25 protein-coding genes are annotated in these 21,649 nt (G+C 36.5%); 10 read left to right on the top strand and 15 right to left on the bottom strand.

Translation table 11 applies throughout. The features are described from left to right. Window positions 1-499: 499 nt before the first annotated feature. From OSO01_RS10950 to OSO01_RS10940, 3 genes are all read right to left on the bottom strand, one after another. Window positions 500-1,729, bottom strand: coding sequence for an MFS transporter (locus tag OSO01_RS10950; RefSeq protein ID WP_246145127.1), 1,230 nt, complete (start codon window positions 1,727-1,729; stop codon window positions 500-502). 247 nt (window positions 1,730-1,976) lie between these two features. Continuing rightward, entirely contained in the window at window positions 1,977-2,519 is a 543-nt protein-coding gene (locus OSO01_RS10945) for a PadR family transcriptional regulator (protein ID WP_147210469.1), read from the bottom strand. 266 nt (window positions 2,520-2,785) lie between these two features. Continuing rightward, window positions 2,786-3,673 (bottom strand): RpnC/YadD family protein, encoded by an 888-nt coding sequence (locus OSO01_RS10940; RefSeq protein WP_186813635.1) that lies wholly within the window; start codon window positions 3,671-3,673, stop codon window positions 2,786-2,788. A gap of 460 nt (window positions 3,674-4,133) precedes the next feature. Between OSO01_RS10940 and OSO01_RS10935 the strand changes: the two genes are divergently transcribed. Beyond that, a complete protein-coding gene (locus OSO01_RS10935) occupies window positions 4,134-4,667 on the top strand; it encodes a P-loop NTPase family protein (RefSeq protein WP_147210467.1) in 534 nt (177 codons plus the stop codon). A 115-nt stretch (window positions 4,668-4,782) separates the two neighbouring features. On the opposite strand, the gene OSO01_RS10930 is transcribed toward OSO01_RS10935, so the two are convergent. Next, window positions 4,783-5,070, bottom strand: coding sequence for a CD3324 family protein (locus OSO01_RS10930; RefSeq protein ID WP_147210466.1), 288 nt, complete (start codon window positions 5,068-5,070; stop codon window positions 4,783-4,785). Window positions 5,071-5,637: 567 nt separating this feature from the next. Here OSO01_RS10930 and OSO01_RS10925 point away from each other — a divergent pair. Beyond that, window positions 5,638-7,404 carry a DUF2207 domain-containing protein gene (locus tag OSO01_RS10925; protein WP_222595728.1) on the top strand — a complete coding sequence of 589 codons (1,767 nt, stop codon included), beginning with the start codon at window positions 5,638-5,640 and terminating at the stop codon, window positions 7,402-7,404. 106 nt (window positions 7,405-7,510) lie between these two features. Here the strand turns inward: OSO01_RS10925 and OSO01_RS10920 are convergent, their stop codons facing one another. Together OSO01_RS10920 and OSO01_RS10915 are read right to left on the bottom strand one after the other, a co-directional pair. Beyond that, complete coding sequence (locus tag OSO01_RS10920) at window positions 7,511-7,876, bottom strand: hypothetical protein (RefSeq protein ID WP_147210465.1); 366 nt, start codon at window positions 7,874-7,876, stop codon at window positions 7,511-7,513. 60 nt (window positions 7,877-7,936) lie between these two features. Continuing rightward, window positions 7,937-8,857: a helix-turn-helix transcriptional regulator gene (locus tag OSO01_RS10915; RefSeq protein ID WP_147210464.1), complete on the bottom strand. Its 921-nt coding sequence runs from the start codon at window positions 8,855-8,857 to the stop codon at window positions 7,937-7,939. Window positions 8,858-9,098: 241 nt separating this feature from the next. On the opposite strand from OSO01_RS10915, the gene OSO01_RS10910 reads away from it, so the two are divergent. From OSO01_RS10910 to OSO01_RS10890, 5 genes are read left to right on the top strand one after another with little or no spacing between them, the layout of a single operon-like run. Beyond that, complete coding sequence (locus tag OSO01_RS10910; RefSeq protein WP_147210463.1) at window positions 9,099-9,845, top strand: ABC transporter ATP-binding protein; 747 nt, start codon at window positions 9,099-9,101, stop codon at window positions 9,843-9,845. Further along, window positions 9,845-10,624 carry a DUF2705 family protein gene (locus OSO01_RS10905; RefSeq protein ID WP_186813634.1) on the top strand — a complete coding sequence of 260 codons (780 nt, stop codon included), beginning with the start codon at window positions 9,845-9,847 and terminating at the stop codon, window positions 10,622-10,624. Before OSO01_RS10910 ends, OSO01_RS10905 begins: the two co-directional genes overlap by 1 nt. Window positions 10,625-10,636: 12 nt before the next feature. Beyond that, window positions 10,637-11,350 (top strand): ABC transporter permease, encoded by a 714-nt coding sequence (locus tag OSO01_RS10900; RefSeq protein WP_147210461.1) that lies wholly within the window; start codon window positions 10,637-10,639, stop codon window positions 11,348-11,350. Between the two features lie 9 nt (window positions 11,351-11,359). Further along, a complete protein-coding gene (locus OSO01_RS10895; RefSeq protein WP_186813633.1) occupies window positions 11,360-12,049 on the top strand; it encodes a response regulator in 690 nt (229 codons plus the stop codon). Next, the gene (locus tag OSO01_RS10890) at window positions 12,046-13,068 is read left to right on the top strand and encodes a HAMP domain-containing sensor histidine kinase (RefSeq protein WP_147210460.1); all 1,023 of its coding nucleotides are present in this window, start codon (window positions 12,046-12,048) and stop codon (window positions 13,066-13,068) included. The genes OSO01_RS10895 and OSO01_RS10890 overlap by 4 nt, the downstream gene beginning before the upstream one ends. 96 nt (window positions 13,069-13,164) lie before the next feature. On the opposite strand, the gene erm is transcribed toward OSO01_RS10890, so the two are convergent. Together erm and OSO01_RS10880 are read right to left on the bottom strand one after the other, a co-directional pair. Further along, window positions 13,165-13,902, bottom strand: a complete 738-nt coding sequence (gene erm / locus OSO01_RS10885) for a 23S ribosomal RNA methyltransferase Erm (RefSeq protein ID WP_147210459.1) — start codon at window positions 13,900-13,902, stop codon at window positions 13,165-13,167. A 259-nt stretch (window positions 13,903-14,161) separates the two neighbouring features. Then, window positions 14,162-14,917 (bottom strand): sensor histidine kinase, encoded by a 756-nt coding sequence (locus OSO01_RS10880; RefSeq protein ID WP_147210458.1) that lies wholly within the window; start codon window positions 14,915-14,917, stop codon window positions 14,162-14,164. A 39-nt stretch (window positions 14,918-14,956) separates the two neighbouring features. On the opposite strand from OSO01_RS10880, the gene OSO01_RS10875 reads away from it, so the two are divergent. From OSO01_RS10875 to OSO01_RS10865, 3 genes are all read left to right on the top strand, one after another. Next, entirely contained in the window at window positions 14,957-15,229 is a 273-nt protein-coding gene (locus tag OSO01_RS10875) for a hypothetical protein (protein ID WP_147210457.1), read from the top strand. A gap of 8 nt (window positions 15,230-15,237) precedes the next feature. Continuing rightward, window positions 15,238-15,510: a hypothetical protein gene (locus OSO01_RS10870; RefSeq protein ID WP_147210456.1), complete on the top strand. Its 273-nt coding sequence runs from the start codon at window positions 15,238-15,240 to the stop codon at window positions 15,508-15,510. An 88-nt stretch (window positions 15,511-15,598) separates the two neighbouring features. Next, on the top strand, window positions 15,599-15,784 hold the full coding sequence (locus tag OSO01_RS10865; RefSeq protein ID WP_147210455.1) for a hypothetical protein: 186 nt from the start codon (window positions 15,599-15,601) through the stop codon (window positions 15,782-15,784). Between the two features lie 163 nt (window positions 15,785-15,947). Here OSO01_RS10865 and OSO01_RS10860 read toward each other — a convergent pair whose 3' ends face one another. From OSO01_RS10860 to OSO01_RS10830, 7 genes are all read right to left on the bottom strand, one after another. Beyond that, on the bottom strand, window positions 15,948-16,985 hold the full coding sequence (locus tag OSO01_RS10860) for a serine hydrolase domain-containing protein (RefSeq protein ID WP_147210454.1): 1,038 nt from the start codon (window positions 16,983-16,985) through the stop codon (window positions 15,948-15,950). Between the two features lie 157 nt (window positions 16,986-17,142). Next, window positions 17,143-17,913, bottom strand: a complete 771-nt coding sequence (locus OSO01_RS10855) for an NUDIX domain-containing protein (protein ID WP_147210453.1) — start codon at window positions 17,911-17,913, stop codon at window positions 17,143-17,145. A 76-nt stretch (window positions 17,914-17,989) separates the two neighbouring features. Then, window positions 17,990-18,622 (bottom strand): response regulator, encoded by a 633-nt coding sequence (locus OSO01_RS10850; protein ID WP_147210452.1) that lies wholly within the window; start codon window positions 18,620-18,622, stop codon window positions 17,990-17,992. Continuing rightward, window positions 18,615-19,667: a sensor histidine kinase gene (locus tag OSO01_RS10845; RefSeq protein ID WP_147210451.1), complete on the bottom strand. Its 1,053-nt coding sequence runs from the start codon at window positions 19,665-19,667 to the stop codon at window positions 18,615-18,617. The genes OSO01_RS10850 and OSO01_RS10845 overlap by 8 nt, the downstream gene beginning before the upstream one ends. Then, window positions 19,664-20,398: a cell wall-active antibiotics response protein LiaF gene (liaF, locus tag OSO01_RS10840; RefSeq protein WP_147210450.1), complete on the bottom strand. Its 735-nt coding sequence runs from the start codon at window positions 20,396-20,398 to the stop codon at window positions 19,664-19,666. The genes OSO01_RS10845 and liaF overlap by 4 nt, the downstream gene beginning before the upstream one ends. A gap of 106 nt (window positions 20,399-20,504) precedes the next feature. Further along, window positions 20,505-21,140 (bottom strand): PspA/IM30 family protein, encoded by a 636-nt coding sequence (locus OSO01_RS10835; protein WP_147210449.1) that lies wholly within the window; start codon window positions 21,138-21,140, stop codon window positions 20,505-20,507. Window positions 21,141-21,164: 24 nt separating this feature from the next. After that, the gene (locus OSO01_RS10830; protein ID WP_147210448.1) at window positions 21,165-21,518 is read right to left on the bottom strand and encodes a lmo0954 family membrane protein; all 354 of its coding nucleotides are present in this window, start codon (window positions 21,516-21,518) and stop codon (window positions 21,165-21,167) included. Between the last annotated feature and the right edge of the window lie 131 nt (window positions 21,519-21,649).

Raw genomic sequence — 21,649 nt, 5'->3', positions numbered from 1 at the left:
TTGTGGATTATACTGGCAGGCAGGCTCCTCTTCTTGCGGTTTAATAAGCTTCGAATTATTGAGATGGAGACTTACTGCCAGTTTAAAATAAATTTAACCTGATTTAAGACAGTGAATATACTCGATCATAACTTTAGAATCTAATGACTATTCGCGCATCTTAAGGCATCGGTTTTTCCAATAATAATGAATAAGTCTTAAATAAACTATTGGACTCTGGTCTGATTTTCTGTATATAAAATGAAGTTCCGCTCTTATTGTGTTAAATAACGTTTAATTATTTAACACGAAGTCCAGAAAAAATTGCAAACAGTTGGGTTCATTCATTAATACACTGAATTATTTTTTTATTTCCGGTATCTAATGAGTACTGTATGAAATCATGCTTATAGTAATATCAAATTCTTCTGAAAACCAGTATGCGGTAAAATGAATCCTGTCCTTCCATTTCACCGCATACGTATAAATCTGGTCTGCTACTTGAGAAGCGTTTATTTTATCATCCCGTATTTCTCTTCGAAGGTGTCATCACAGTAAAAATGAGCATATATACCAAAACAACAAGCCCTATTGCAAAATAACTTAGCTGTAAACCGAAAAAATCAGAGGCAGCTCCACTAATCATTGGTCCGATCATCATCCCTGCAGAATAAGCCGTATTATAAATGGCAAAGGTAACACCATACGCTTGGGTTTGACTTTCCTGTGCAATATCAGCAAGTTCAGGAAGTGTCGGTGCGAGTACCGTTCCCATACTGATACCGATACAAGCTAATGCAGCAATTTGCAGCCATATATTGGTCGGTAAAACAACGAGTACCAGAGAAACAGCAGTAATGGCTAAACCAATAGTAATTGTTTTAGGATGACCGATTTTGGTGGAAAGACCTCCAATAATGGGAGCTGTAAACGCATAAGCAAGTGAAGGTACACCAAATAATAAACCGATAGCTCCTGGTGATGCATCAAACACATTTCTTAAATAGGTTGGAAATGTTGGTTCCAGCACACTGGGAATAGCAGCACCGATAACAACTGCCCCGCCAATCATGAACAAAGAACGATTTTTCAATAAACGGAACGCACCTGATGGTTCCTCTTCCTTTCTGTGAGGCTCTTCTTTCAATAGAAACACTCGTAACAGCCCATCAATTAAGGCAATTCCTGCCGCTATAAAAAACGGAAGCATATAGCCCCCTAATTGGTAGAGCCAGCCTCCGAAAGCTGGGCCCAACAAGGTCCCCAAAGCTTGCCCCGATAGAGCAATTCCCATGACTTTTCCCCTTTCTTTCGATGGATAAAAGTCTGCAAGCAATGCAAGACCGGATGTCCAGGTGGCAGCTGCAGCAATTCCTTGTAAAACGCGGCAAAGTAGTAGTAGCCAAAAAGTATTCGCAAACGCAAATAACAGTGTAGCGACACCGAGTCCTAAAATTCCCCACAGCATTGGACTACGTCTTCCAAATTTGTCTGAAACAACACCAAATATTGGTGTGGCAATTAATAAAGCAGCTGCATAGCTGCCAAATAAAATACCGATTGCAGTTTGTGATATACCTAAGTTTTCAGCATAGTCCGGTAAAATAGGAACAATCATTCCATAAAGCAGCATATCAGTGAAGATTGCTAAAGTTACAACTAACAAGACGCTTTTTTGAGCTTTTTTAATATTTCGTTCCTGATTCATTTTCTTTCCTTCTTTCTTCAGATATTTTGTTGTTAATATCAACAACAGCTACTCCCCTTTGTCAGAAGCTGAATGACCTCCTTTCTTCTTTTACTCCTTAAGAGGAAAAGGAATAATTGTTTTTACCGCCTCGTTAGCTCGCCGCCTCCACCGATAACCGCAGTAATTTATTATCTTACTTATGTCACTGCTATTATCCATCCCGAATAAAATATAACTTACCCTCCATTGATTACTCAACGTTGACTATAAATATATTTTTTTTCTCCCTCTCAATAAAGAGGGAGAATTACTGATCATTTTTTTCTAAGTATATCAATGCTTTCTCAACGAAATCCTGCTGCTGTCTGATAGTAGCAAACATATTATCAAAAACCAACTGCACCATGGGGGGAATATCGCCTTCTATCGCTGCTTCTTTTTCCTTCCAACCTGCCTGGACACTGCGATATTCATTTCCCAACGTCATTTGCTGCTGTTCTAAAGCTTGACGTGCTTCTTCTACAGACAGCTTATCAAAAAAAGAAATGCCGGTATATAAAGAGGAAGGATATTGAACGGATGAACTGGTTAATGCCTCTCGAACCAAATCTTTCAGGTGTTTTTTTCCTTCTTCTGTGATTCGATAGGTAAACTTTTGCCGATGACCCGTTTGTTCCACTTTGTCAATTGCAATATATCCATCCTTTTCTAATTTTTTGAGCGCATGATAAATCGAACCGATTAATACGCCGCCCCATCTTTCTGCATCTGTCATGCGCAGCGCCTGCTGAATATCATAACCAGACATCGGTTTCGTATCTAACATACCCAGTACAAGTAATCTTGTCAAAAAAGTCACACCCTTTACTTAACGTTGAGTATTGTATAATGAATATATAAGAATGTCAATTATTCAGAATATAAATGCACAAAACGTTTATCCAACTTTGTTGCAGATTATTTACTTTACCGTTTTCGATATCCCCCATTTGAAAGATAAAAATATGCCTCAATATCATTTATAATTAAAGATCTTGTACTCAATAGCAGTAAAGAACCTATTATTGCTAGTGTGAAATAATTAACAGAAATAGGTTCCCTCGCAGTTGTATTATATTAATTTTCAAATGATTTTCGAAGTATAATTATTTCCTCAAGCTCTAGGCTGGTTAATTCAGATATTTCTTCATCCGTATAATCCCTGTCTAAAAGCTTTTTCACAAAATTTCGTTCTGCTTCTTTCATTCCTTGTTCTATTCCTTGTTCGATACCTTTTTCTATACCTTCAGCCACACCTCTTGCCATTCCCTTTTCCATGCCTCTTCTTGTCGCTTCTTCCTCAATTTCTCTAAACAATCTTCCAAACGTCGGGGTGTCTCTTAGCTTTTCCATTCCCATTATTTTTCCTTCCTCCTTTTCATTTTGTGCGATTGGTAATGATTCGTACAGTTTTTCCTGAAATTCCGGTGGTATCTGCAGGGTATAATCGATAAAGTACAACAGGGCTGCAAGATAGGCTTCGCGATGTGAATATTTTTCGAATGCCAAGCTGATGAGCTTCTGCTTAAATTGGAACTTTTTTCCATTATCTTTATCTGTCCTGCCAGTGTTTTTACTGATATAGATTCCCGCGAGAACAGCTAAAGCGAATGGATTACCAGATTTTTTCAGCTCCCCCTCATCTTTCCCATAAAATCGATAGGTGTTATAGGCATAGGTCAGTTCTGTTCCATAAAAAGAATAATGGAACCTATCTTCATGGTGCTGATGGCTGGCATCAGTCAAAAGGGCAATAGAATAAATCAGGTGATTGTATTTATCGTATATCCGGTAAAAATATTTAAACATGCGTTCTGCAAAGTCCTGTTTCCCAATGGTCTGCACTTCGATATGGATAAGAACATATTTTTCTTCCCCGTTTTTCAGCAGCACTTTGACTAATTTATCCGTATAATTTTTTCCTTTTCTTGAATCGATAACAAACTGAAAAAGTTCCAGATTCAAGAAGTCTGCTCCTTTTTCAAAATCAATTTCCGGATATAAATCCTGTGCAAAATATTCCATAAATTCTTGAAATAATTCTTCAATTAAATTTTTCCAAAGCCCATCGTAATCCGTATTTTTTCACGATAAGTTTTTTTATTTTCTTTTACGGTTGTCAGCATTATTTTACCACATCCCCAAGTAATAATAAATTTGTTTTAATCGTATAGACTTTGTGCAAGGAAAGCAAAAGCGCAAAACAGGATTTCTTCTGTACATACTGACTATATATATGGGTTTTTAGTACAGTATTTTACGTTTTCGACCATGAAATGACATTCATATTGAGTTTTTAGTAATATTTTTTTCAGTAGAAAAATTGCTTGTCCTTTTTTAAGCCAATTGTGATACCATGGTATAAGCTATTGTGTATTTTAATAGAGAGGTTTACATGCTTTTTAAAAGATTTGGAGGGATTTTGATGGAAGTAACCAGATCAACCGCCAATCGAATAGTAATCATTGGATGTCCCGGTTCAGGTAAGTCAACATTAGCTACACAAATTGCTCAAATTGGAAACATTCCTTTGGTACACTTAGACAGCATTCAATGGATCGATAATGAAACGAATACTTCTCAGGCAGTTTTTGATGCAAAATTGAAAGAAGAAATACAGAAAGACCAATGGGTTATTGATGGTAATTATGGCAGAACGATGGAATTGCGTATGAAGCGGGCAGAAATGGTTATTTGGTTTGATTTTCCCCGCAGTGTCTGTCTATATCGTATACTCAAGCGCTACGTAAAAAATAAAGGAAAGAAAAATCCGCACGGTAATCCGGATAGATTATACTTTTCTTTTCTTCGTTTTGTTTGGAATTATAAGAAAGAGAATGATTCCCGTATAGAGGCATTAAGAGGCAGATTCCAAGACCAGCTTCTATTCATCCATATTCATTCTGGAAAAGAGCTCAGGAAATTTATAAATAATTTTGAAACTCGATGTGAGCTGTAACATATGTGTCAGCTTAGTAATTACTTTCTGTCGCCAAAAAATATCCTGCATAAAAAGAGCAGTACTCATTAACATGTTAGTGAGTACTGCTCTTTCAGATTAAAAACGCTTATCATTATTTTATTTCACTATTCATCTCACGTGTTTTATAGATAATTTTACGGATACTGTCCATCGATAGATTATAGATTTGTTCCAATTCCTCAAAAGACTGGCCTTCATTATATAATCGATAGATTTCTTCGTTTCTTTTGGCTAAGGCGATACGTGATCCGTTAGCTTCTCCCCATCCTGCACGCTGGCTGGTTTGTTTCGGAATATAGATAAGCTCTCCTTGAATATATTTCTGGAGCTCCTTCAACAAATGAGGCGGAAGCACCTCTTTTCCATTTTTGTATGACAAGCAAGAACATCCTTTCTATGAAGATGTATGTGTCGATCATGCTTTGTTTTCTCATTCATCATTAAAACTCCTCTCATTTTAATTTATTTTACGTAAGCCTTTTCATTATTAGTATACATTAAAGCAGAAAAGAAAAGGAGACCGCAATTTTAATGCGGCCCCGTGTTTTATGATTTCCGCTAAGCGGAAATCACCTCATATTTTGTGATCAATTTAAATCAGCCTCCTTTCCGAAATATTATCGGTCCGACACCCTTATTAACTCATATATTCCCTGCCTGAACAAGGGGAAGAACGATTATAATTATTTTTTACCACTTTTTATATTTATTACAAATAAATACTCCAAATAAAATCAAGGCTGGTATATTCCAGCCTTAAATGAATATCTACTACACTATAAATTCCCACCTGCTCATTAGCCAACATTTTGCACATTCCTTGAGGTCAAGAGTCCTCTCGCCTGTAGGATAGATTTACGATTAGCAGCTCTTAAAAAGGGGTATATAATGTATAATACATTATGAAAAATAACATTATAATGACGAAAGCGAGTGATAGACACAAATGAATAAGTGGACAAAAATACTTGTTGCCTTAACGATGATAATCACAATTAACATGGGACTTACACTCACGGCATTTGCGGAAAATCAGATGAACGATTTACATATTGAAATAGAACTGCTGGAAGATGGTTCAGGAGTTGTTACTGAACATCGTCAAATGAATATAGATAATGGTACGGAGTTTTTCATTAATATGACCAATCTTGAGGGATCAGAAGTATTGGATTTTTCAGTTGAAGGATTTACAGAGGAGCCTGATTGGGATTCCGATGCTTCCCGGGAAGAAAAGACTGGAAAATATGGAACAATATCTACCAATGATGGGGTTGAATTAGTTTGGGGGACTGGAGAGTACGGTGAAAATTCGTATACCATAACCTACACGCTTTCTAACCTTGTTCGTAATTTAGAGGATGGGCAGGGAATGCTTTGGAACTTTGACACCTTTTCAGATGTTCCTGCTCAAAATTTGACAGTTGAAATTTCAGGTTTTCAGCCGTTTACATCTGAAACGGTAAATTTCTGGGGCTTCGGTTTTGCCAATGACATGCAGCTTGAAGATGGTCGAATTGTATGGAAGTCAAATGATGAAGTCGATGGAGATGTGATTGTTTTGACACAATTTCCAGCTGATTTCTTTCAAGCACAGCAAACAGAGGACATGACGTTATCCGAACAGCAAGAAGAAGCAATGGACGGGTCTGCCTATAATACAAGTGACAATTCCAGGGCAGCTATTATCATCATTAGCGTGGTCGTTGGTTTTATACTATTAATCGGTATTGGAACCCTTCTAATTATCCTTAAAACCAACAAAGCAAAAAGAGAAGCCGGTGCAATGAAGCCACTGCATAAACGAATGGCAGAAAATAAAGGAAAAACGTATGCAGCCATACCTTTCGATGGAGAAGACTATGCAGGTTTAAGTGCCCTTCTAACTCAGATGCGACTGGGTTATTTTGAAGATATTTTCCAGGCTTATCTATTAAAATGGTCAGTGAATAAGAAAATCTCTATTGAAGCAGAAGAAAAAAGTAAGGTTTTCGGGAAAAAATATCGCTCGACCATTGCTATCAATGATTTTAAAAATGAACGTGATAAACATCCAACAACCTTTGGAGAACTAACGGATCAAATTGAGGGCGAAACATATGACGAATCATATGAAACTGGTCTATGGACGATGCTCTTAGATGTTGCTGACAGGAATGGTGTCGTTACAGAAAAAGCCATCCAAAAATGGAGTAAACAGTATGCAAAGGAAGTCAGTACGTTTGCTGATTATCTCAAGGACTATTCCGAAGCTTATTTAGAGCAGCAAGGGCTGTTTTCTTTTAAAGAAATTAAAGCAGCTGGATTTTTACAATCTATTATGGTACCAAGTGATGAGGGAGACAAACTGGCGGATCGTTTGATACAATTTAATAACTATTTAAGCGAAGCAGATATAAATCAATTTACGAACGTTTCCAATCCAATTTCATTAAAAGATATGATGCTATGGAGCGTTTTGCTCGGTAAAAGTGATAAAGCATCTAAAAAATTAGAGGCTTTAGTACCTGAAAACAGCTATGAAGAGGACTTGGTATACCTTAATTACTGGTATGGGACTGTCCACGCCCGTACAATCATGACTACAGGCTTAGCCAGCGGCGGCTTTCATTCCAGTACTTCATCTATTAGTGGGTCCAGCGGAAACGGCGGGATTACAAGCGTCAGCGGCGGTGGCGGAGCTGGTGGAGGCGGCGGCGGTGGGATCCGCTAGATAAAACCTCTTTAGTTCCCAGCTTTAAAAAATACTATATCAATTATCTAACATAAGAAAAGCTCAAAACTAATTTGAGCTTCTCTTATGTTGATTTTCTTTTAAGTTATGATTGCCCAATAAATTCCTTAAAAGACTGCGCATCAAAGAAAATAGAGGAAGCTGTCAGTTTACCAGCTTCATTAAAAGACAGGAATTCTCCAACATCTAACTGCTTTTCCGCTCCAGATGGAGACTGAAGTGTATAACGGTTTATAGCAGCAGCCTCATTTCCCTGAATAATCAACTGCTTTGTTTCCAATGCTGTACTTAACGAGAAAAATTGTCCTGCTCCTTTTAAATAGAAACCCTTCCCCTTCATAGCATCGGCAGTATCCAACACAACATAGGTTATGTCGTCAGAAACATAGCTTTCCCATCCCCCGTCATGAATCGATTGAAAATACGCTTTGACTAAATTCCCTGTAACCATAAAATTACCTCCTAAGATGATTGTGTTCATTACACAATCATCTTAGCAAAGGCAATATGACTACATATTGTCATATTGCCTGAGATTTTTTTGCAAAATCATTATTATTTTTGTCTTTAAAGAAGATGGACCGAGAATCTTTAAATGATTCCCAAAACTGAGAAGAAGGTCAACCAGCTCCTGATCAATTATTCTTTCTGCTGTTACCAGCAAATTGTTTTCCTGCTCTGTGATTTCCTCTGCTTTAAAATAATCATATACCTTTGCAGAAACATCCAGTGAAAACATTAACCGGACAATTTCTTTTTCAACTGATTTTTTCGGATTAATCATTTGCTCCAGCTCTTGATAGTTCAGCTTTTTATGTAATGTCTCATCAAAATTCACTGCTGTCATTTCCAAATCCCGGATTCTGGATAGTTTAAAAAAACGCAGCGCTTCTTTTTCCAAACAAAAACCTAATAAGTACCAGGCATTCATTTTAAAGATCAAATGGTATGGAACCACTGTACGTTTGACTTGTTCCTTCTTTTTCGAAGTATAGTCAAATTCGACGATTCGTTGTTGGTGTAAAGCTGCGTCAATCCTGTCCAAATTATTTGTATCCAAATTCCAGGAATTAAAGTCAAAAAAGTAATCACTGCTGACCGGGTTGTCTGATTTATAAGAATCCATCTTTTTTTCAAGCATATCAACACTAGGATAATGAATCATTTGATTAATATTTCTGCTTATATTTTTAATAAATTTCTGCTCTTCTTCCGTAAATAAAGAAGCATTCATTTTGTATTTCTCCGCCAGAAAAAATCCGCCATTATTTCCCCTTTCCGAATAAATCGGAATACCGGCTAAAGTTAATGTATCGATATCTCTGTAAATAGTACGAACAGAAACTTGAAACTTCTCAGCTGTTTCTTTTGCTATGATTCTTTTTTGAGACAACAAAGCAATTAGAATATACATCAGTCTTTCTAATTTCATATAAGAGTTTCCTTTCTAATATATTTTGTTTTACTGTTTCTATTAAACAGTTTATATCATTTAAATATAGTTATAGCACATAGAACACCCTATCAAGTAATGCTGTCATTATACCATTATAATTTGAAAACTCCCTGCCTCTTTCCAAAAATCATACTTTATCAAAACTTTATGTAAACTATATTCTCAGCTTATTTTACTTTGCTACTATTTACAGTATCAAAAAGGAGATGAGCAAATAATGCAAGCAAATAAAAAAGAGTCCATTTTAGAAATTAGAAATCTAAACAAAAAAATTGACGGGCAAACCGTAATTGATGATATTCATTTTTCAATTCAAAAAGGTGATATCTATGGCTTTCTCGGACCAAATGGTGCAGGAAAAACAACAACATTAAGAATGATTACCCGTTTGATTTTCCCTCATTCCGGTGACATATTAATTGATGGACATTCCATCAGGAATAATTCCGTTTTAGCCCTTTCCAGAGTAGGAAGTATTATAGAAAACCCTGCTTTTTACCTCCATCTTACAGCAAGGCAAAATTTAACTCTGAGTGCTAAATTAGCTGCTGTCAAAGTGCCGAAAACAAGGATCAATGAAGTTCTATCCATTGTAGACCTGAAGGAAGCAAAAGATAACAAGGTGAAGACATTTTCTTTAGGGATGAAGCAGCGTCTTGGAATTGCTAATGCCCTATTGTGCTATCCCAGCTTAATTATATTGGATGAGCCAACGAATGGTGTTGATCCAATGGGTCTTCGGGAAATGAAAGCATTAATTAAACGACTGGCAGAAAAAGAGAAGATTACATTTCTTATCTCCAGTCATATGCTTCGGGAAATGGAGGATTTATGTCATAAAGCAGCCTTTATTCAGAGCGGCAAGATTGTTGAAGAAGGAGATATTGCCGAATTATTAAACGTCTATCAAGTTACCAATTTAGAGGATTTATTTTTTGCATGTATAAAGGAGAATTTAACATAATGAAGAATATATGGGCACTGACCTCATTCGAGTTTAAACGTACACTGACTTCCAAAATGCTGCTTGTCTATACACTTATTTATGCTGCGATGTATGTTTTAACAGGTGTTATTTTTAAGGTTTACGGTGCAGGAAAAACAGTAGTTGCCGGTTATGGTCAATCATTTCCTGTGGAAATGCTCCAAGCTGGTATTACATTTACAGCTGTTTTTATTGCCATTTATGTTGGAGAGATATTAATACAGGAACGAAATAACGGGACAATCAAATTTGTTCTTTTACGTTCTGTTTCAAGATTTCAATATTATATTTCGAGAATTATATCTATCTTTTTATTTTCACTTCTATTAACAACTATCATCATTTTAATAGGTTATGTCGTTGGCCTCCTGTTCTTTGACTGGGGAGATACGTTTGTCTTTTATTCTGTAACTACGAGTGGCTGGCAGGGTATAAGAGTTACGGTTTTAGCCGGGTTAGCCTTTGCTTTTGCTTATTTTATTTTTGGTTTAATCGCTTTATTGGTTTCGCAGTTTATTCAGCGAATTGCTACTTTAGCTATGCTGATGGGATTGTCTACACTGGTCGGACAATATATCGTTATTTATGATCAAATAAAACAATATGTGATTTATGAACATTTATTATTTTTCCATATTAATCTATTTGAAAAGTCTATTTCCTACAGTGTCACAAGCTTTGGTGTACTCGTTGGTTATCTTATCGTACTTGGAACAGCAGGCTACTTTCTATTTAAAAAACAGGATTTATATGTATAAAGGAGGGTGTATATGATTCAACAATTAAAACATGACATATTTTATTTGTTTTATAATCGTAAATATCGGTTATTGATATTACTTACTATTTTATTAACAGCAGGTTTAAGCCTTTACACAGCGGTAAATGCGAATGCAGGAGAAGATATTCTCATTCAGGTGTTTGGAAGCTTCAGGCAAATGTATTGGATAATCTGTGCTTATTTAATTGCTGATTTGCTATCAACAGACTATCACTCGCAGACAATTAAAAACATTATCCCTAAATTATCCAACCGTAATCATTATTATTTATCAAAAATAATCGTTGCGACATTATTAGGAATAGTTATCTTATTAATACACGTTGTAACGAGCTGGCTCACAATTGGTTCTCTTGCAGCAGGAATCGAATTAAATTATTTTAACATCTCCTATTTTTTATGTGGAGCTATCCTTTCTCTTCTTTTCTATTCCTCCATGTTGGCTTTTGTTATAGCTATTTCTAGAAAAGAAACCGTCACTATTGGCGTGGCATTAGGACTTATACTCTTGCAGGCGTTGATGGAAGGTCTTGATCCTGTGGTTTCAGCTCATTTTCCAACCATGTACGTCAGCACTTTACATGATCTTGTTTCAGCGAATCTATTAACAGGTATTATTTCGATTAGCTGTTATCTTATTTTCACTTTCTTATTGTTTATTGGTACGATAAAGATATTTAGTAAACAAGATTTATTTACTTAGGAGGTACCAATGGAGCTGAAAAAAATACTTGTAATAGAAGATGATGTAGATTTAGCTAAAATGATGGAAAATTATTTAAATAGAGAAAACTACGATGTGTTGATTTGCCAGCAAGGGGATCGAGCCCTGCATGTTGTCAAACAGTATCAACCTCATATGGTTTTACTAGATTTAATGTTACCAGGATTGGACGGGCTGGAGATATTAAAGCAAGTAAGAGCATTCTCTGTAGTACCTGTCATTATTATCAGTGCAAAAGAAACAGAGGTGGATCGAGTACTTGGGTTAAAAATTGGATCTGACGATTATATTACGAAGCCATTCTCGATTAAAGAACTCGTTGCAAGGGTGGAAGCATTATTCAGACGTTTTGAATATGCTTCTCTCCCCTCTGCTTCCAGTGAAATCATTGCATTTGATGATATTATTATTGACCTGTCTTCGAGAAATGTAACAAAGGGCGGAGCGCTTGTTAACCTGACTATGAAAGAATTTGATTTGCTCGTATTCTTAGCACAATCTCCTAATCAGGCTTTCCGCAAAGAACAACTCTATGACAACGTTTGGGGAATACATGAATATGGAGACATCAATACAGTTATGATTCATATACAAAAAATCAGAGAAAAGCTGGGGAACAGCAGCTACATCACTACTTTACGCGGAATAGGCTATCGTTTCGACGGTGAAATACAATGAAGCAGAGTATTGTAAAAGAACTTATTTGGATGTGTATCATCACTGCTTGTATACCGCTGCTGATTGCTTTTATGATGGCACAGTCTGATATTATCTTTATTATTATCCTGATAACAACCTTGCCTTTTTTTCTATTCTCTTTTTGGATGATTACCTACGTGAGAAAAAGAATGATTGCCCCTCTATCCATTTTAGCTGAGGAAGCTCAAAAAATTTCTCAAGGGAACTTATCACATCGAATCTCATACAAAAAAGAGGATGAATTTGGCCGTTTTATCTCTGCTTTTGATCAGATGAGAAATACATTACATCTGCAAGAGCAGCAGCAGCAATCCTTTGAAAAGGAACGTAAGCATTTTATCGACAGCATTTCCCATGATTTAAAAACACCGATTGCTTCGATTTCTGCTTATATTGAAGCATTACAGGATGGCATGGCAGAGGGTCCGGAAGAAGAACAGCTTTATTTACAAGTCATTCAAAAAAAGGTACATGTATTAAATGACCTTTCCAATCAATTAAGCCTAAGCTATGAAACACCGGACACCATTCATTTGGAAACACAATCAATCAATTGCTATGAATGGGCAGTGGACTGGCTGGAAAATATTCTTGTGGAGTGCCAGACAATGGGTATACATGCCCAATTAGAAAATCAACTTAACAGTAAGGATGCTTCCAATTTCTGCATCGATGTCTATCAGCTGGATCGAGCGCTGCAAAATATTCTTAACAATGCCTACCGATATGCGAAAGAATTTTTATCGGTTAAAACAAGTCTCGACGCTGCTTCTTTTAAAATATACATGGCAAATGATGGAGCCCGCCTTCATAACACACAGATCCATAGGATTTTTGAACGGTTTTATACGGAAGAACTGCACAATGCAGATGGTCATCTGGGTTTAGGGCTTTATATAACAGATACACTGGTCCAGGCGATGGATGGGAAAATAACGGCAGCTGTGAAAGATGGCCGGATATATTTTGAAATTACTTTTCCGATTGTAAGTATATAATTTGATTCAGCAATTTTAGTTCTATATAAAATAGAGAAAAGGTAAAGCATTCAATTTATTTTCTTCTAAATGCTTTACCTTATCATTATCTTTTCTTCAGTTCAAGAATAACTTATAGCTATGAAACATTGATAAGGCCTGCTCACCAGTTAAACAATTTATGTTTGTGACCCCGGTATGCTTCAATGTCTTTTTAAACTGATTTTTTGTAAACAGCTTATCATATTCCTTATTTACCAATTTATAAACAAAATATTGATACAAATCTCTATCACTAGAGTGAATTCCAGATTCTTTTCTTCTAAGTCTGATTAAAACAGAATCAACTTTCGGTTTTGGATGAAAATAATCTCTAGGAATTCTTCTTAAAACCTTTATATCAACTTCAGGAAATAGGAATAATCCTAAAGTCCTTCTATAATCTGTCAGCCGCTTCGCAAAACCTGCTTCTACAATCAGAAAACAGTATGCAGCAGCACTTTCAAATACAATCTTTTTTATTATTTTTGTACTTATATTGTAAGGTATATTTCCGAAAATTTTATACGGTTGATTTCCTTTTGAAAATCTATATTTTAATATATCTGCATGCACAACTTGAATGTTTTCAGAACGTTTGATAGACCTCTGCATCATAGATACAAGCTTCGTATCTATTTCAACAGCTGTGAGAAAATGACAGATCTTAACGAGCTCTCTGGTGAAGTGACCTTTCCCCGAACCAATCTCAATAACCGTATCATTTTTCCCAATGTTTGTTTGGGATAATATGTCATTAATATGCTTTTTCGACGTAATAAAATTTTGACTATCTTTTAGATTTATTTTGTTCATTATAACCCTCTATCCTATTGGTTATAACAAACTTTACCTATCGTTCATTATAACCATTTCGTATTTTTCTTGGTTTATAATGAACTTTTTTAACAACAGCAATGCTACAAATCCCCATGTCTACCCTCCTTTTAAATTTTAGAAGAGTAGACTGTTATCTACTACTGCGATAGATGCAATTCCCATTACGATAACCTCCAAATATAATATGACAGATTGATTATAACAGATGCGTGCATCTAAAAACAGCCTAGCTCTATCATTTAGCTGTTGGCAATACAATCTGTACAGCCAAACCTCCATACTGGCTCTGGTCAATAACGACTTCACCGCCATGCGAAGAAATAATCTGTTTTACAATCAGCACTCTCAGACCATGCCGAAACTCTCCAGAACGATTGGTCCTAAGCATATAGTGCGGGGTATTATTTAAATGTTGAATTTGTTCCTTCGTTGCACCTTTTCCATTGTCTTCTACTGAAATAACGCATTTACTCTCCGCTATTTTAATAGATATAAAAATGGTACATCCATCCTCATTATGATTCATGCAATTTTGAACCAGATTGCTGATCGTCCGTTTTAGTAAGGATTTATCTGCCACAATGATACAAGCGGATACCTCTTTATCAGCAATCCATTCTACCGGATATTTTCCATCCAAATCGATATTCATAAATTCTACTGCTACTTCCCGCACAACAGCAACCACATTTTCGTCCTTTAAATGAATCGGCTGCATATTATATTCCAATTTGGAAGCCAAGTTCAAATCATCAATTAACCGCTTCATTTTTTCACTTTGTTTTCTAATGACTGATATTTTTTTCCTGGATTCTTGATTCAGTGTATCTTCCTCTTCCAGTTGCCCGACATAGCCCATTACCATCGACAAAGGAGCCCGTATATCATGCGAAACGCCGGCAATCCAATTCGATCGTGCTTCTTCCTTCCTTTTCAGCATCCGCTGTTGCGATTGTAAAATAGCAGCAGTTTGATTGATATTTGCCGCCAATTCAGATAAAGCGCCCTTCTTTTTCCTGGCGGCTAACCAATGCTTTCTGTATTTTGGATGTTGTCTATCTGCATTCAGACACCTATTTTTGCCACAGGACTCAGACTGGCTTCTGTCGTTCCATCTGTACTAATAATTAATACGAAACTTTGGTTTATTTATCCGATGTGCTACCCGTTTTACGTAATAACCGCCAAATACATTTCGACAGCTCAGGTCAGTCTCTTCCCATGGATACCTGCTGCAGTTGGAATTACAATCGTTTGTTTAGCCATTTCCTGTATCTTTTTTGGGAAAGCGGAAAGGAGGTAGGATTATAAATGAAAAATATTTTTATAAGCATTTGTACAATCATGCTGTTTATCCCCTGGACAATTCTAATTCTCAGGACAAATGATTGGGCACTTGAATCACCAACAGCTGAATTTATAATTTTATCCTATGCTGCATTTATGGTTTTCAGCGGCATATTCACGATATTTACCTATCTAAAAGTAGATAAGGAAGCCTTGATGAAAATCTGTCTGATAATCAATTGTCTATATGCTTTTACCGGGGCAGCAGCAATCTTTCTTATCGTTGCTCCTTCTTAGCGGATGCACATACACTAAGTTTAAAACTAGACATCTATGGGAAGAAACTTAGCATGAAGAATATACAATATGTATGGAGGCAGTACGAATGATTGTTGTTTTTATCATTATCATTTTGCTGAGTTTTTTCGTAAATAAAAGATTTACGAATAGAGATTCAAAACCAAAAATTCCTGTTCAGATCGGAATGGCAGCAGTTTCCATTGCTGCGACGATGCTTATTTTGTTTAATGATCATGCGGGGGATCATTTAAATATATTGCTGTTGGTATAGGCATATTTTCTGCAATAGCGATTTTATCTGAAGCATTTATTACAAAAAGAGATTATAAACAGTAATTCTAAAGAATAAAAATAGCAATGGGATGATGTTGTTGCTATTTTTATTCTTTTCAAATAGAGTAATCTGACTGTTTTCTCTCATCATATAATGCTTTCTAAGAAAAAAGTGTCTTATATATTTCTCCTATGATGCCTTCCATTTGATGAACACCTAATTCTGCATTTGTCATGATCACTGCACCTTTTCCTGGATACGGATATGCTACGATCATACATTGAAAACCTACACCCCAGCCTAGAGATGCAATTTCCAGTTTTTCTTCCGAACCTTCCAAAAACACTCCTAACCCAGCCCAGTTTTTACCTTTTTGCGGAGTAATCATTTCTTTTGCTGCATTTTCCGATAGACCAATCTTACTTTTCCTTTTTACAGCATTCATTAATTCCAGTACTACTTTAGCTAAATCGAAAGATGTTGTCCATAATCCAGAAGCTGCCGGATAAGGATATATAGGGTATTTTTCATCTGTGAGTCCACCATTTCTGTTATGTCCGCAAGAAAAATTATCACTATCCAAATTCAAACTTGTCGTATCTAAATAACTGTTTTCCATTCCTAGCAGTTCAAATACTTGCTCATTCATAACCTGATGAAAGGCTTTTGCAGTAACATCTTCTATCAACTGCTGAATAATACAGAAGCCTGCATCTGAATAACGGAATTCACTTTCAGGTTCACGCTTTACTTTAATAGGAGCTCTACAATAAGGTGTTTTTCCTTCTAATAACGCAACTATAGAAGGGGTTCCTGCTTCCGAATCCAGTTCAGAAAAGCTGCCCTCAGGATCTATAATTCCAGATTGATGACTTAATAAATTTCTTAATGTTACTTTCTGATTTTCTGTAAATTCACTTTCCGGTACTTTCCACGAGATAAGGCTTTTATTTACGTCTTCATCTAAATAAAGAATTCCTTCATCTGCCAGTTTCATAGCAAGGATGCCCGTTAAGAACTTGCTGATGGAACAAGCATTAAAAATAGAATTATCATTTACTTTTCTATTGCTTTCAGCTTCCAATAAGCCTTTATTTATCGTTCTGCTGATTTGACCGTTCTCAAACAATGTAATACTCAACCCATTAACATGATAAAACTTCATCCGTTCTTCCAAGTCAATATTTTTTAACTCCAAATTGTTACCTCCTTCTTTTTAGGTTATTTTGAAATGTAATTGCCTATTGTCAGAATTAAATACACAAATATTCAGACAAATAATCTATATAGAAACTAAAGGAGATATACGTCTTATATAATAAGCATATATCCCCTTAGTTAAGTCTACAGCAGCTCTAATCGGAAAGTATAAGATTAGAAACAACTATTTTTGACCATGACTCCAACGCGTCAAAATGTTGTTTCAACTCCTCTTTTGTCATCCATATCCCCGTAAGCTCTTCTTCCTCTGATTGAATATCTTTACTATTTAATTCTATTTCATAAATAATCCCCAGATGATCACTATCGACACCATCATTCGATTTAATTATACCTTTCATTTCCAGCTTTTTAACCTTTTCTGCTTTTATTCCGGCTTCTTCTTCCAGCTCACGCCAAAGTCCATTTTCGATAGAACTTTGAATATCACCGGGTACTGCATCAATTTCCCCGACGTGTCCTCCCAGAAGTCCTTTTCTTCCGGCAAGTCTGCTTTCTCCGACACCTGCACCGCGTAAAATAAAGAAGTATTCCTCTTCATATCTTACAGCGACGTATGGGATCGGATGTCTTTGATTCGGGTGGTATTCCAATAAACTGCGTTCTTCTATTTCATAGTCTATTAACGGCAGGTTCTTTACTTTACTGAAGCCCCATGGAATACTGTCTAAATCAGCTTCTTTAAAATATAATATTTTTTCCGCTGTACTTGGCTTTTTCTTTTGTAAAATTTCCGATTTAAACTTATTTAAATACTCCCATTCATCTGATTCAACAGGATACTGCGACCGTTCAGCTAATATTTCTTCCAGACTTTTTTCTTTGAGAAAGTCTTCATCGTTTTTTAGAAATTTGACTGCTTCATTCTTTTTATTAGAAGAATACATCATTTCTTTATTTGTCATAACATCACCTTTTCCCTGAAACTATAGTTCACTTTTCATTTATTTAAAGAAGCTGAAGATACCCGCTCCAAAAATACTATTCTACCAGCTTATTTTGAAAAGCATAAATTACCGCCTGTGTACGATCGTGCACTTCCAATTTTCCTAGGATATTGCTGACATGCACCTTCACTGTTTTTAATGCGATAAACAACTCATCGGCAATTTCCTGATTCGATTTCCCTTTTGCCATTAATAATAATATTTCCCTTTCTCTCCCTGTTAATTGCTCATGTAAAACTGTCTCCTGCTTTGTCCGCATACGATTCATAATTTTCCCGGTAACTTCTGGTTCCAGTATTGATTGTCCTTCGTATGTAGCACGAATTGCTTTGGCAATTTCGCCGGCTTTTGATGTTTTCAGCATATAGCTGGTTGCTCCCGCTTCTAGTGCCGGATATACCTTCTCATCATCTAAAAAGCTGGTAACGATAATAATCTTTGCTTCCGGCCAGGATTCAATAATTTTCTTTGTGGCTTCAATTCCATCCATTTCTTTCATCACAAGATCCATTAAAATAATATCCGGGCGAAGCTCTAATGCCAGGTCAATAGCACGTGAGCCATCATCTGCTTCTGCAACTACATCAATATCCGGCTGTGATGACAGATATGCGGATACGCCGATTCGTACCATTTCATGATCATCAACAAATAAAACTTTAATCATCAGGGTTACGCTCCTTTCTTAAAATAGGGACTTTTACTTCCAAACGCGTGCCTTCATTCGGCAGACTGATAATTTTCAAAGTACCGCCAACCTCATAAGCACGTTCACGCATATTCTGCATTCCATAAGAACTTGTTTTAACAGCTTCTGTCTCGAACCCGACTCCATCGTCAACCACGCGCATAATAATATTTTCATCTCGTTCCAGTAATAATATCTGAAGATTTTCAGCCTTCGCATGACGCAGCGTGTTGGAGATAGATTCCTGAAAGATACGAAATAGCTGGTCTTCTACCCCTTTATCAACTTGAAATGCTTCTATTTTTGCATCGATTTCTAAAGGTACTTTTTGTGTCAATTCTCTTAAAAGCCCCTCTACGCCCTCCTGCAATGTCTTCCCCTTTAAGTCAACCGGCCGTAAGTGCAGAAGAAGTGCACGCATTTCCAATTGTGATTGATGAATCATTTTTTCCACCATATTTAACTGCTTATTTAATGTTGCATCCTCAGCTGATCCTGCCTCATTAATTGCTGACATCAGCATGGAAGCTGCAAAAAGCTGCTGACTCACGGAATCATGCAGTTCCCGGGCTAAACGGTTTCTTTCTTGTACAACTACTTCCTGCAAACTCTGTTCCCTCTCGTTTGCTCTTTCTGTAGCAATCTTTTGCGCATGCTCCGTTTGTGCACGCAACTTCTCCTGAACCTGATTCATTCGCGCAGAGATCGGTTCCAGTTCTTTTGGTATTTCTTCTGTATCAGGAGGTCTTTCTCCTTTAATAATGCCTGTAAGCATTTTTTCAATTTTTTTCAAATTCCCCTTCCAATACCAGCCTATAATTGCACCGACTATGGAACCGAAGATAATCACAAAAGCCAGAACCGTCAAAAGGAAGGAAACACCTCCAATTTGCCCTTCCCAAAGTGCGCTCCAACCCGCTGACTCATTTACAGAGAAAGTAACAAAGGTCGTTAAAACTGCAGCAATTGCCAGAACAAAACTGCAGGCAATAGACAAGAGAACAAAACGGATAATCGTATTCATATGCGTTTCACCTCAATGTCTCCGGAAAATAAAGATGTGACAATCTTTACTCTTTGATGAGCCGTATTATATTTTTTTGTTTCATAATGAAGTGACTTGTTCATTAGCCGGCCGTGGTATTCTCCAAAAATAGATGCCCTGCCGAATATAGAACTATGATGAATACTGACCTCTACTTCATAAGGAACGTAAATCTCAATATTGCCTACAAGATGCCGGATAGAGATAATCGCCGTATCGTAAGGCAGCACTGTATTACTTAAATCAATAACACGATCACCATAAATGCCATGCATATTGACATCTTTCCATTGATAAGCTGTTTCCTCCGTCCGAAAGTCATCAAAAAAGCGTTCATTAAATAAATTATCAACCTGAACAAGAGGTTCTTCATCTTTCAAACTTGCTTTATTCGGAAGCTCCGGTTTTTCTTTACTGGGTTCTTTCGTTGATTTGATATAATTTAAAATAAAGAAAACAATGGCAACGATAATTAAAAATCGAACCGCCAATAAATTGAAAACGTTCAGAATGAAGGATATTGCAGCAATTGCGAACACAATCTTCCAGCCCAGTGAATGCAATCTTTTCCAGCTGAAGTAAACAAAGAAGCCGGAAATTAACGCTGATATCAGTGAACCGCCATGGAAAAAGACGATTTCAAAAACAAGAAGAATGGCGACGGTAATCCATATCCAGTTTAAATTTCTCGTGCTGAGCTGTTTATACATCCTTCCATTCTCCTTTCATTATTATGTAAAATATACAAGGCGCAAGAACAACCTGCGCCAGTATAAGTATATCATGATTTTCTAATTCACCCTACAAATTCTGAGTTTATTCATTTTCCTTTTCTTCTAATTTCTTTTCGATTGCTGCAATTTTATTATCAAATGTGCTCTGATAGTATGAGCTGTTTACTCGGTATTCCAGATTTTCAATATATTGTTCCATTTCTTCAAATTTGGAGAAAGGTTTTTCCGGTGACTCATCCACGACCCGGTTAATTTGATGATTTGCTTTCGCAATATTTTCACGGCCCATTAATTCCATACGGCGCAGATGCATATCCTTTAAGCGATGCTTCATCTCTTCGTATTTCTGCTCCAAATTTTCAAGCTGGGTAATAGCTTCTTCTCTGGATGCTTTCATGCGACCTGCACGGTTTTGATACTCTTCATGCTCTTTTAGAGCAAATTCATGCATTTCCTCTTCCTGAGCACGTTCTGCGATTTGCGCTTGTTTCAGACGTTTATCAGCAAGGTCCTGTGCTTTCATATACTCACGTGCAAACTCTTCTTTTAATTTATATTGGCGGTCAATCAGCTTTCTTACCTTTTCTTTTTCCTGTTCACTTTGGCGTAAATAATGGTTAAGCGCAGCGATTGGATTGTTTTGTTCCTTTTTGTCCATCATCGTGTGTAAATCTGCTGAAATCGAATCCTTCATTCGAGTGAAAATATTTGTTGCCATTATCAATCTCTCCTTTTAATGTAATTATTTATTTAACTCTGCCCACTGTTTTTCAAAATTTGTAAATGGATCATCATCTTCTTTTATTTCGTGGACAACGGAGCTTTCCGGTGTGTTCCAATTCTTATAGATAAGGTAAAGTGCGTATGCTGCTGCAACACCTAAAACGGCATAGATGTTAGAGAACGTGATGCTCAATACGATCAATCCTGCAATCACCCATCCAATTTTTGCAGCAGTTGAATCTGTGCCCATAAATTTTTTAAAGCATATATACAGTAACCATATGCTTAATGCAAGCAATATCATCGGGCCAAGGTTTGCCAGAAGTATCAGCACTGCGACAAGTCCTCCGATAAATAACATGAATTTTTTCATTCCGTTTTCCTCCTTTCGTTATTGTATCTTTATCTTACCGTGTGACTGTTTTTTGTGTAATGAGCCTGAGAAATATCTTTATCTAAGTCTTAGGGTCTATGCGCCTCTAAACCTCCGCAGCAATACTTTTC

The organism is Oceanobacillus sojae, assembly GCF_007991515.1.
In the GTDB taxonomy this organism is placed as follows: domain Bacteria; phylum Bacillota; class Bacilli; order Bacillales; family Amphibacillaceae; genus Oceanobacillus; species Oceanobacillus sojae.
Note: the sequence above shows the minus strand (reverse complement) of the source record. Positions and strands in the feature narration are given on the sequence as shown.

Excerpts from the sequence above, each read along its gene's own strand:
- OSO01_RS10935 (WP_147210467.1), top strand. The coding sequence starts at position 4,134 with ATGGAAGTAACCAGATCAACCGCCAATCGAATAGTAATCATTGGATGT.
- OSO01_RS10925 (WP_222595728.1), top strand. The coding sequence starts at position 5,638 with ATGAATAAGTGGACAAAAATACTTGTTGCCTTAACGATGATAATCACA.
- OSO01_RS10920 (WP_147210465.1), bottom strand. The coding sequence starts at position 7,876 with ATGGTTACAGGGAATTTAGTCAAAGCGTATTTTCAATCGATTCATGAC.
- OSO01_RS10915 (WP_147210464.1), bottom strand. The coding sequence starts at position 8,857 with ATGAAATTAGAAAGACTGATGTATATTCTAATTGCTTTGTTGTCTCAA.
- OSO01_RS10910 (WP_147210463.1), top strand. The coding sequence starts at position 9,099 with ATGCAAGCAAATAAAAAAGAGTCCATTTTAGAAATTAGAAATCTAAAC.
- OSO01_RS10905 (WP_186813634.1), top strand. The coding sequence starts at position 9,845 with ATGAAGAATATATGGGCACTGACCTCATTCGAGTTTAAACGTACACTG.
- OSO01_RS10900 (WP_147210461.1), top strand. The coding sequence starts at position 10,637 with ATGATTCAACAATTAAAACATGACATATTTTATTTGTTTTATAATCGT.
- OSO01_RS10895 (WP_186813633.1), top strand. The coding sequence starts at position 11,360 with ATGGAGCTGAAAAAAATACTTGTAATAGAAGATGATGTAGATTTAGCT.
- OSO01_RS10890 (WP_147210460.1), top strand. The coding sequence starts at position 12,046 with ATGAAGCAGAGTATTGTAAAAGAACTTATTTGGATGTGTATCATCACT.
- erm (WP_147210459.1), bottom strand. The coding sequence starts at position 13,902 with ATGAACAAAATAAATCTAAAAGATAGTCAAAATTTTATTACGTCGAAA.
- OSO01_RS10875 (WP_147210457.1), top strand. The coding sequence starts at position 14,957 with ATGCTTTCTGTATTTTGGATGTTGTCTATCTGCATTCAGACACCTATT.
- OSO01_RS10870 (WP_147210456.1), top strand. The coding sequence starts at position 15,238 with ATGAAAAATATTTTTATAAGCATTTGTACAATCATGCTGTTTATCCCC.
- OSO01_RS10865 (WP_147210455.1), top strand. The coding sequence starts at position 15,599 with ATGATTGTTGTTTTTATCATTATCATTTTGCTGAGTTTTTTCGTAAAT.
- OSO01_RS10855 (WP_147210453.1), bottom strand. The coding sequence starts at position 17,913 with ATGACAAATAAAGAAATGATGTATTCTTCTAATAAAAAGAATGAAGCA.
- OSO01_RS10850 (WP_147210452.1), bottom strand. The coding sequence starts at position 18,622 with ATGATTAAAGTTTTATTTGTTGATGATCATGAAATGGTACGAATCGGC.
- OSO01_RS10845 (WP_147210451.1), bottom strand. The coding sequence starts at position 19,667 with ATGAATACGATTATCCGTTTTGTTCTCTTGTCTATTGCCTGCAGTTTT.
- liaF (WP_147210450.1), bottom strand. The coding sequence starts at position 20,398 with ATGTATAAACAGCTCAGCACGAGAAATTTAAACTGGATATGGATTACC.
- OSO01_RS10835 (WP_147210449.1), bottom strand. The coding sequence starts at position 21,140 with ATGGCAACAAATATTTTCACTCGAATGAAGGATTCGATTTCAGCAGAT.
- OSO01_RS10830 (WP_147210448.1), bottom strand. The coding sequence starts at position 21,518 with ATGAAAAAATTCATGTTATTTATCGGAGGACTTGTCGCAGTGCTGATA.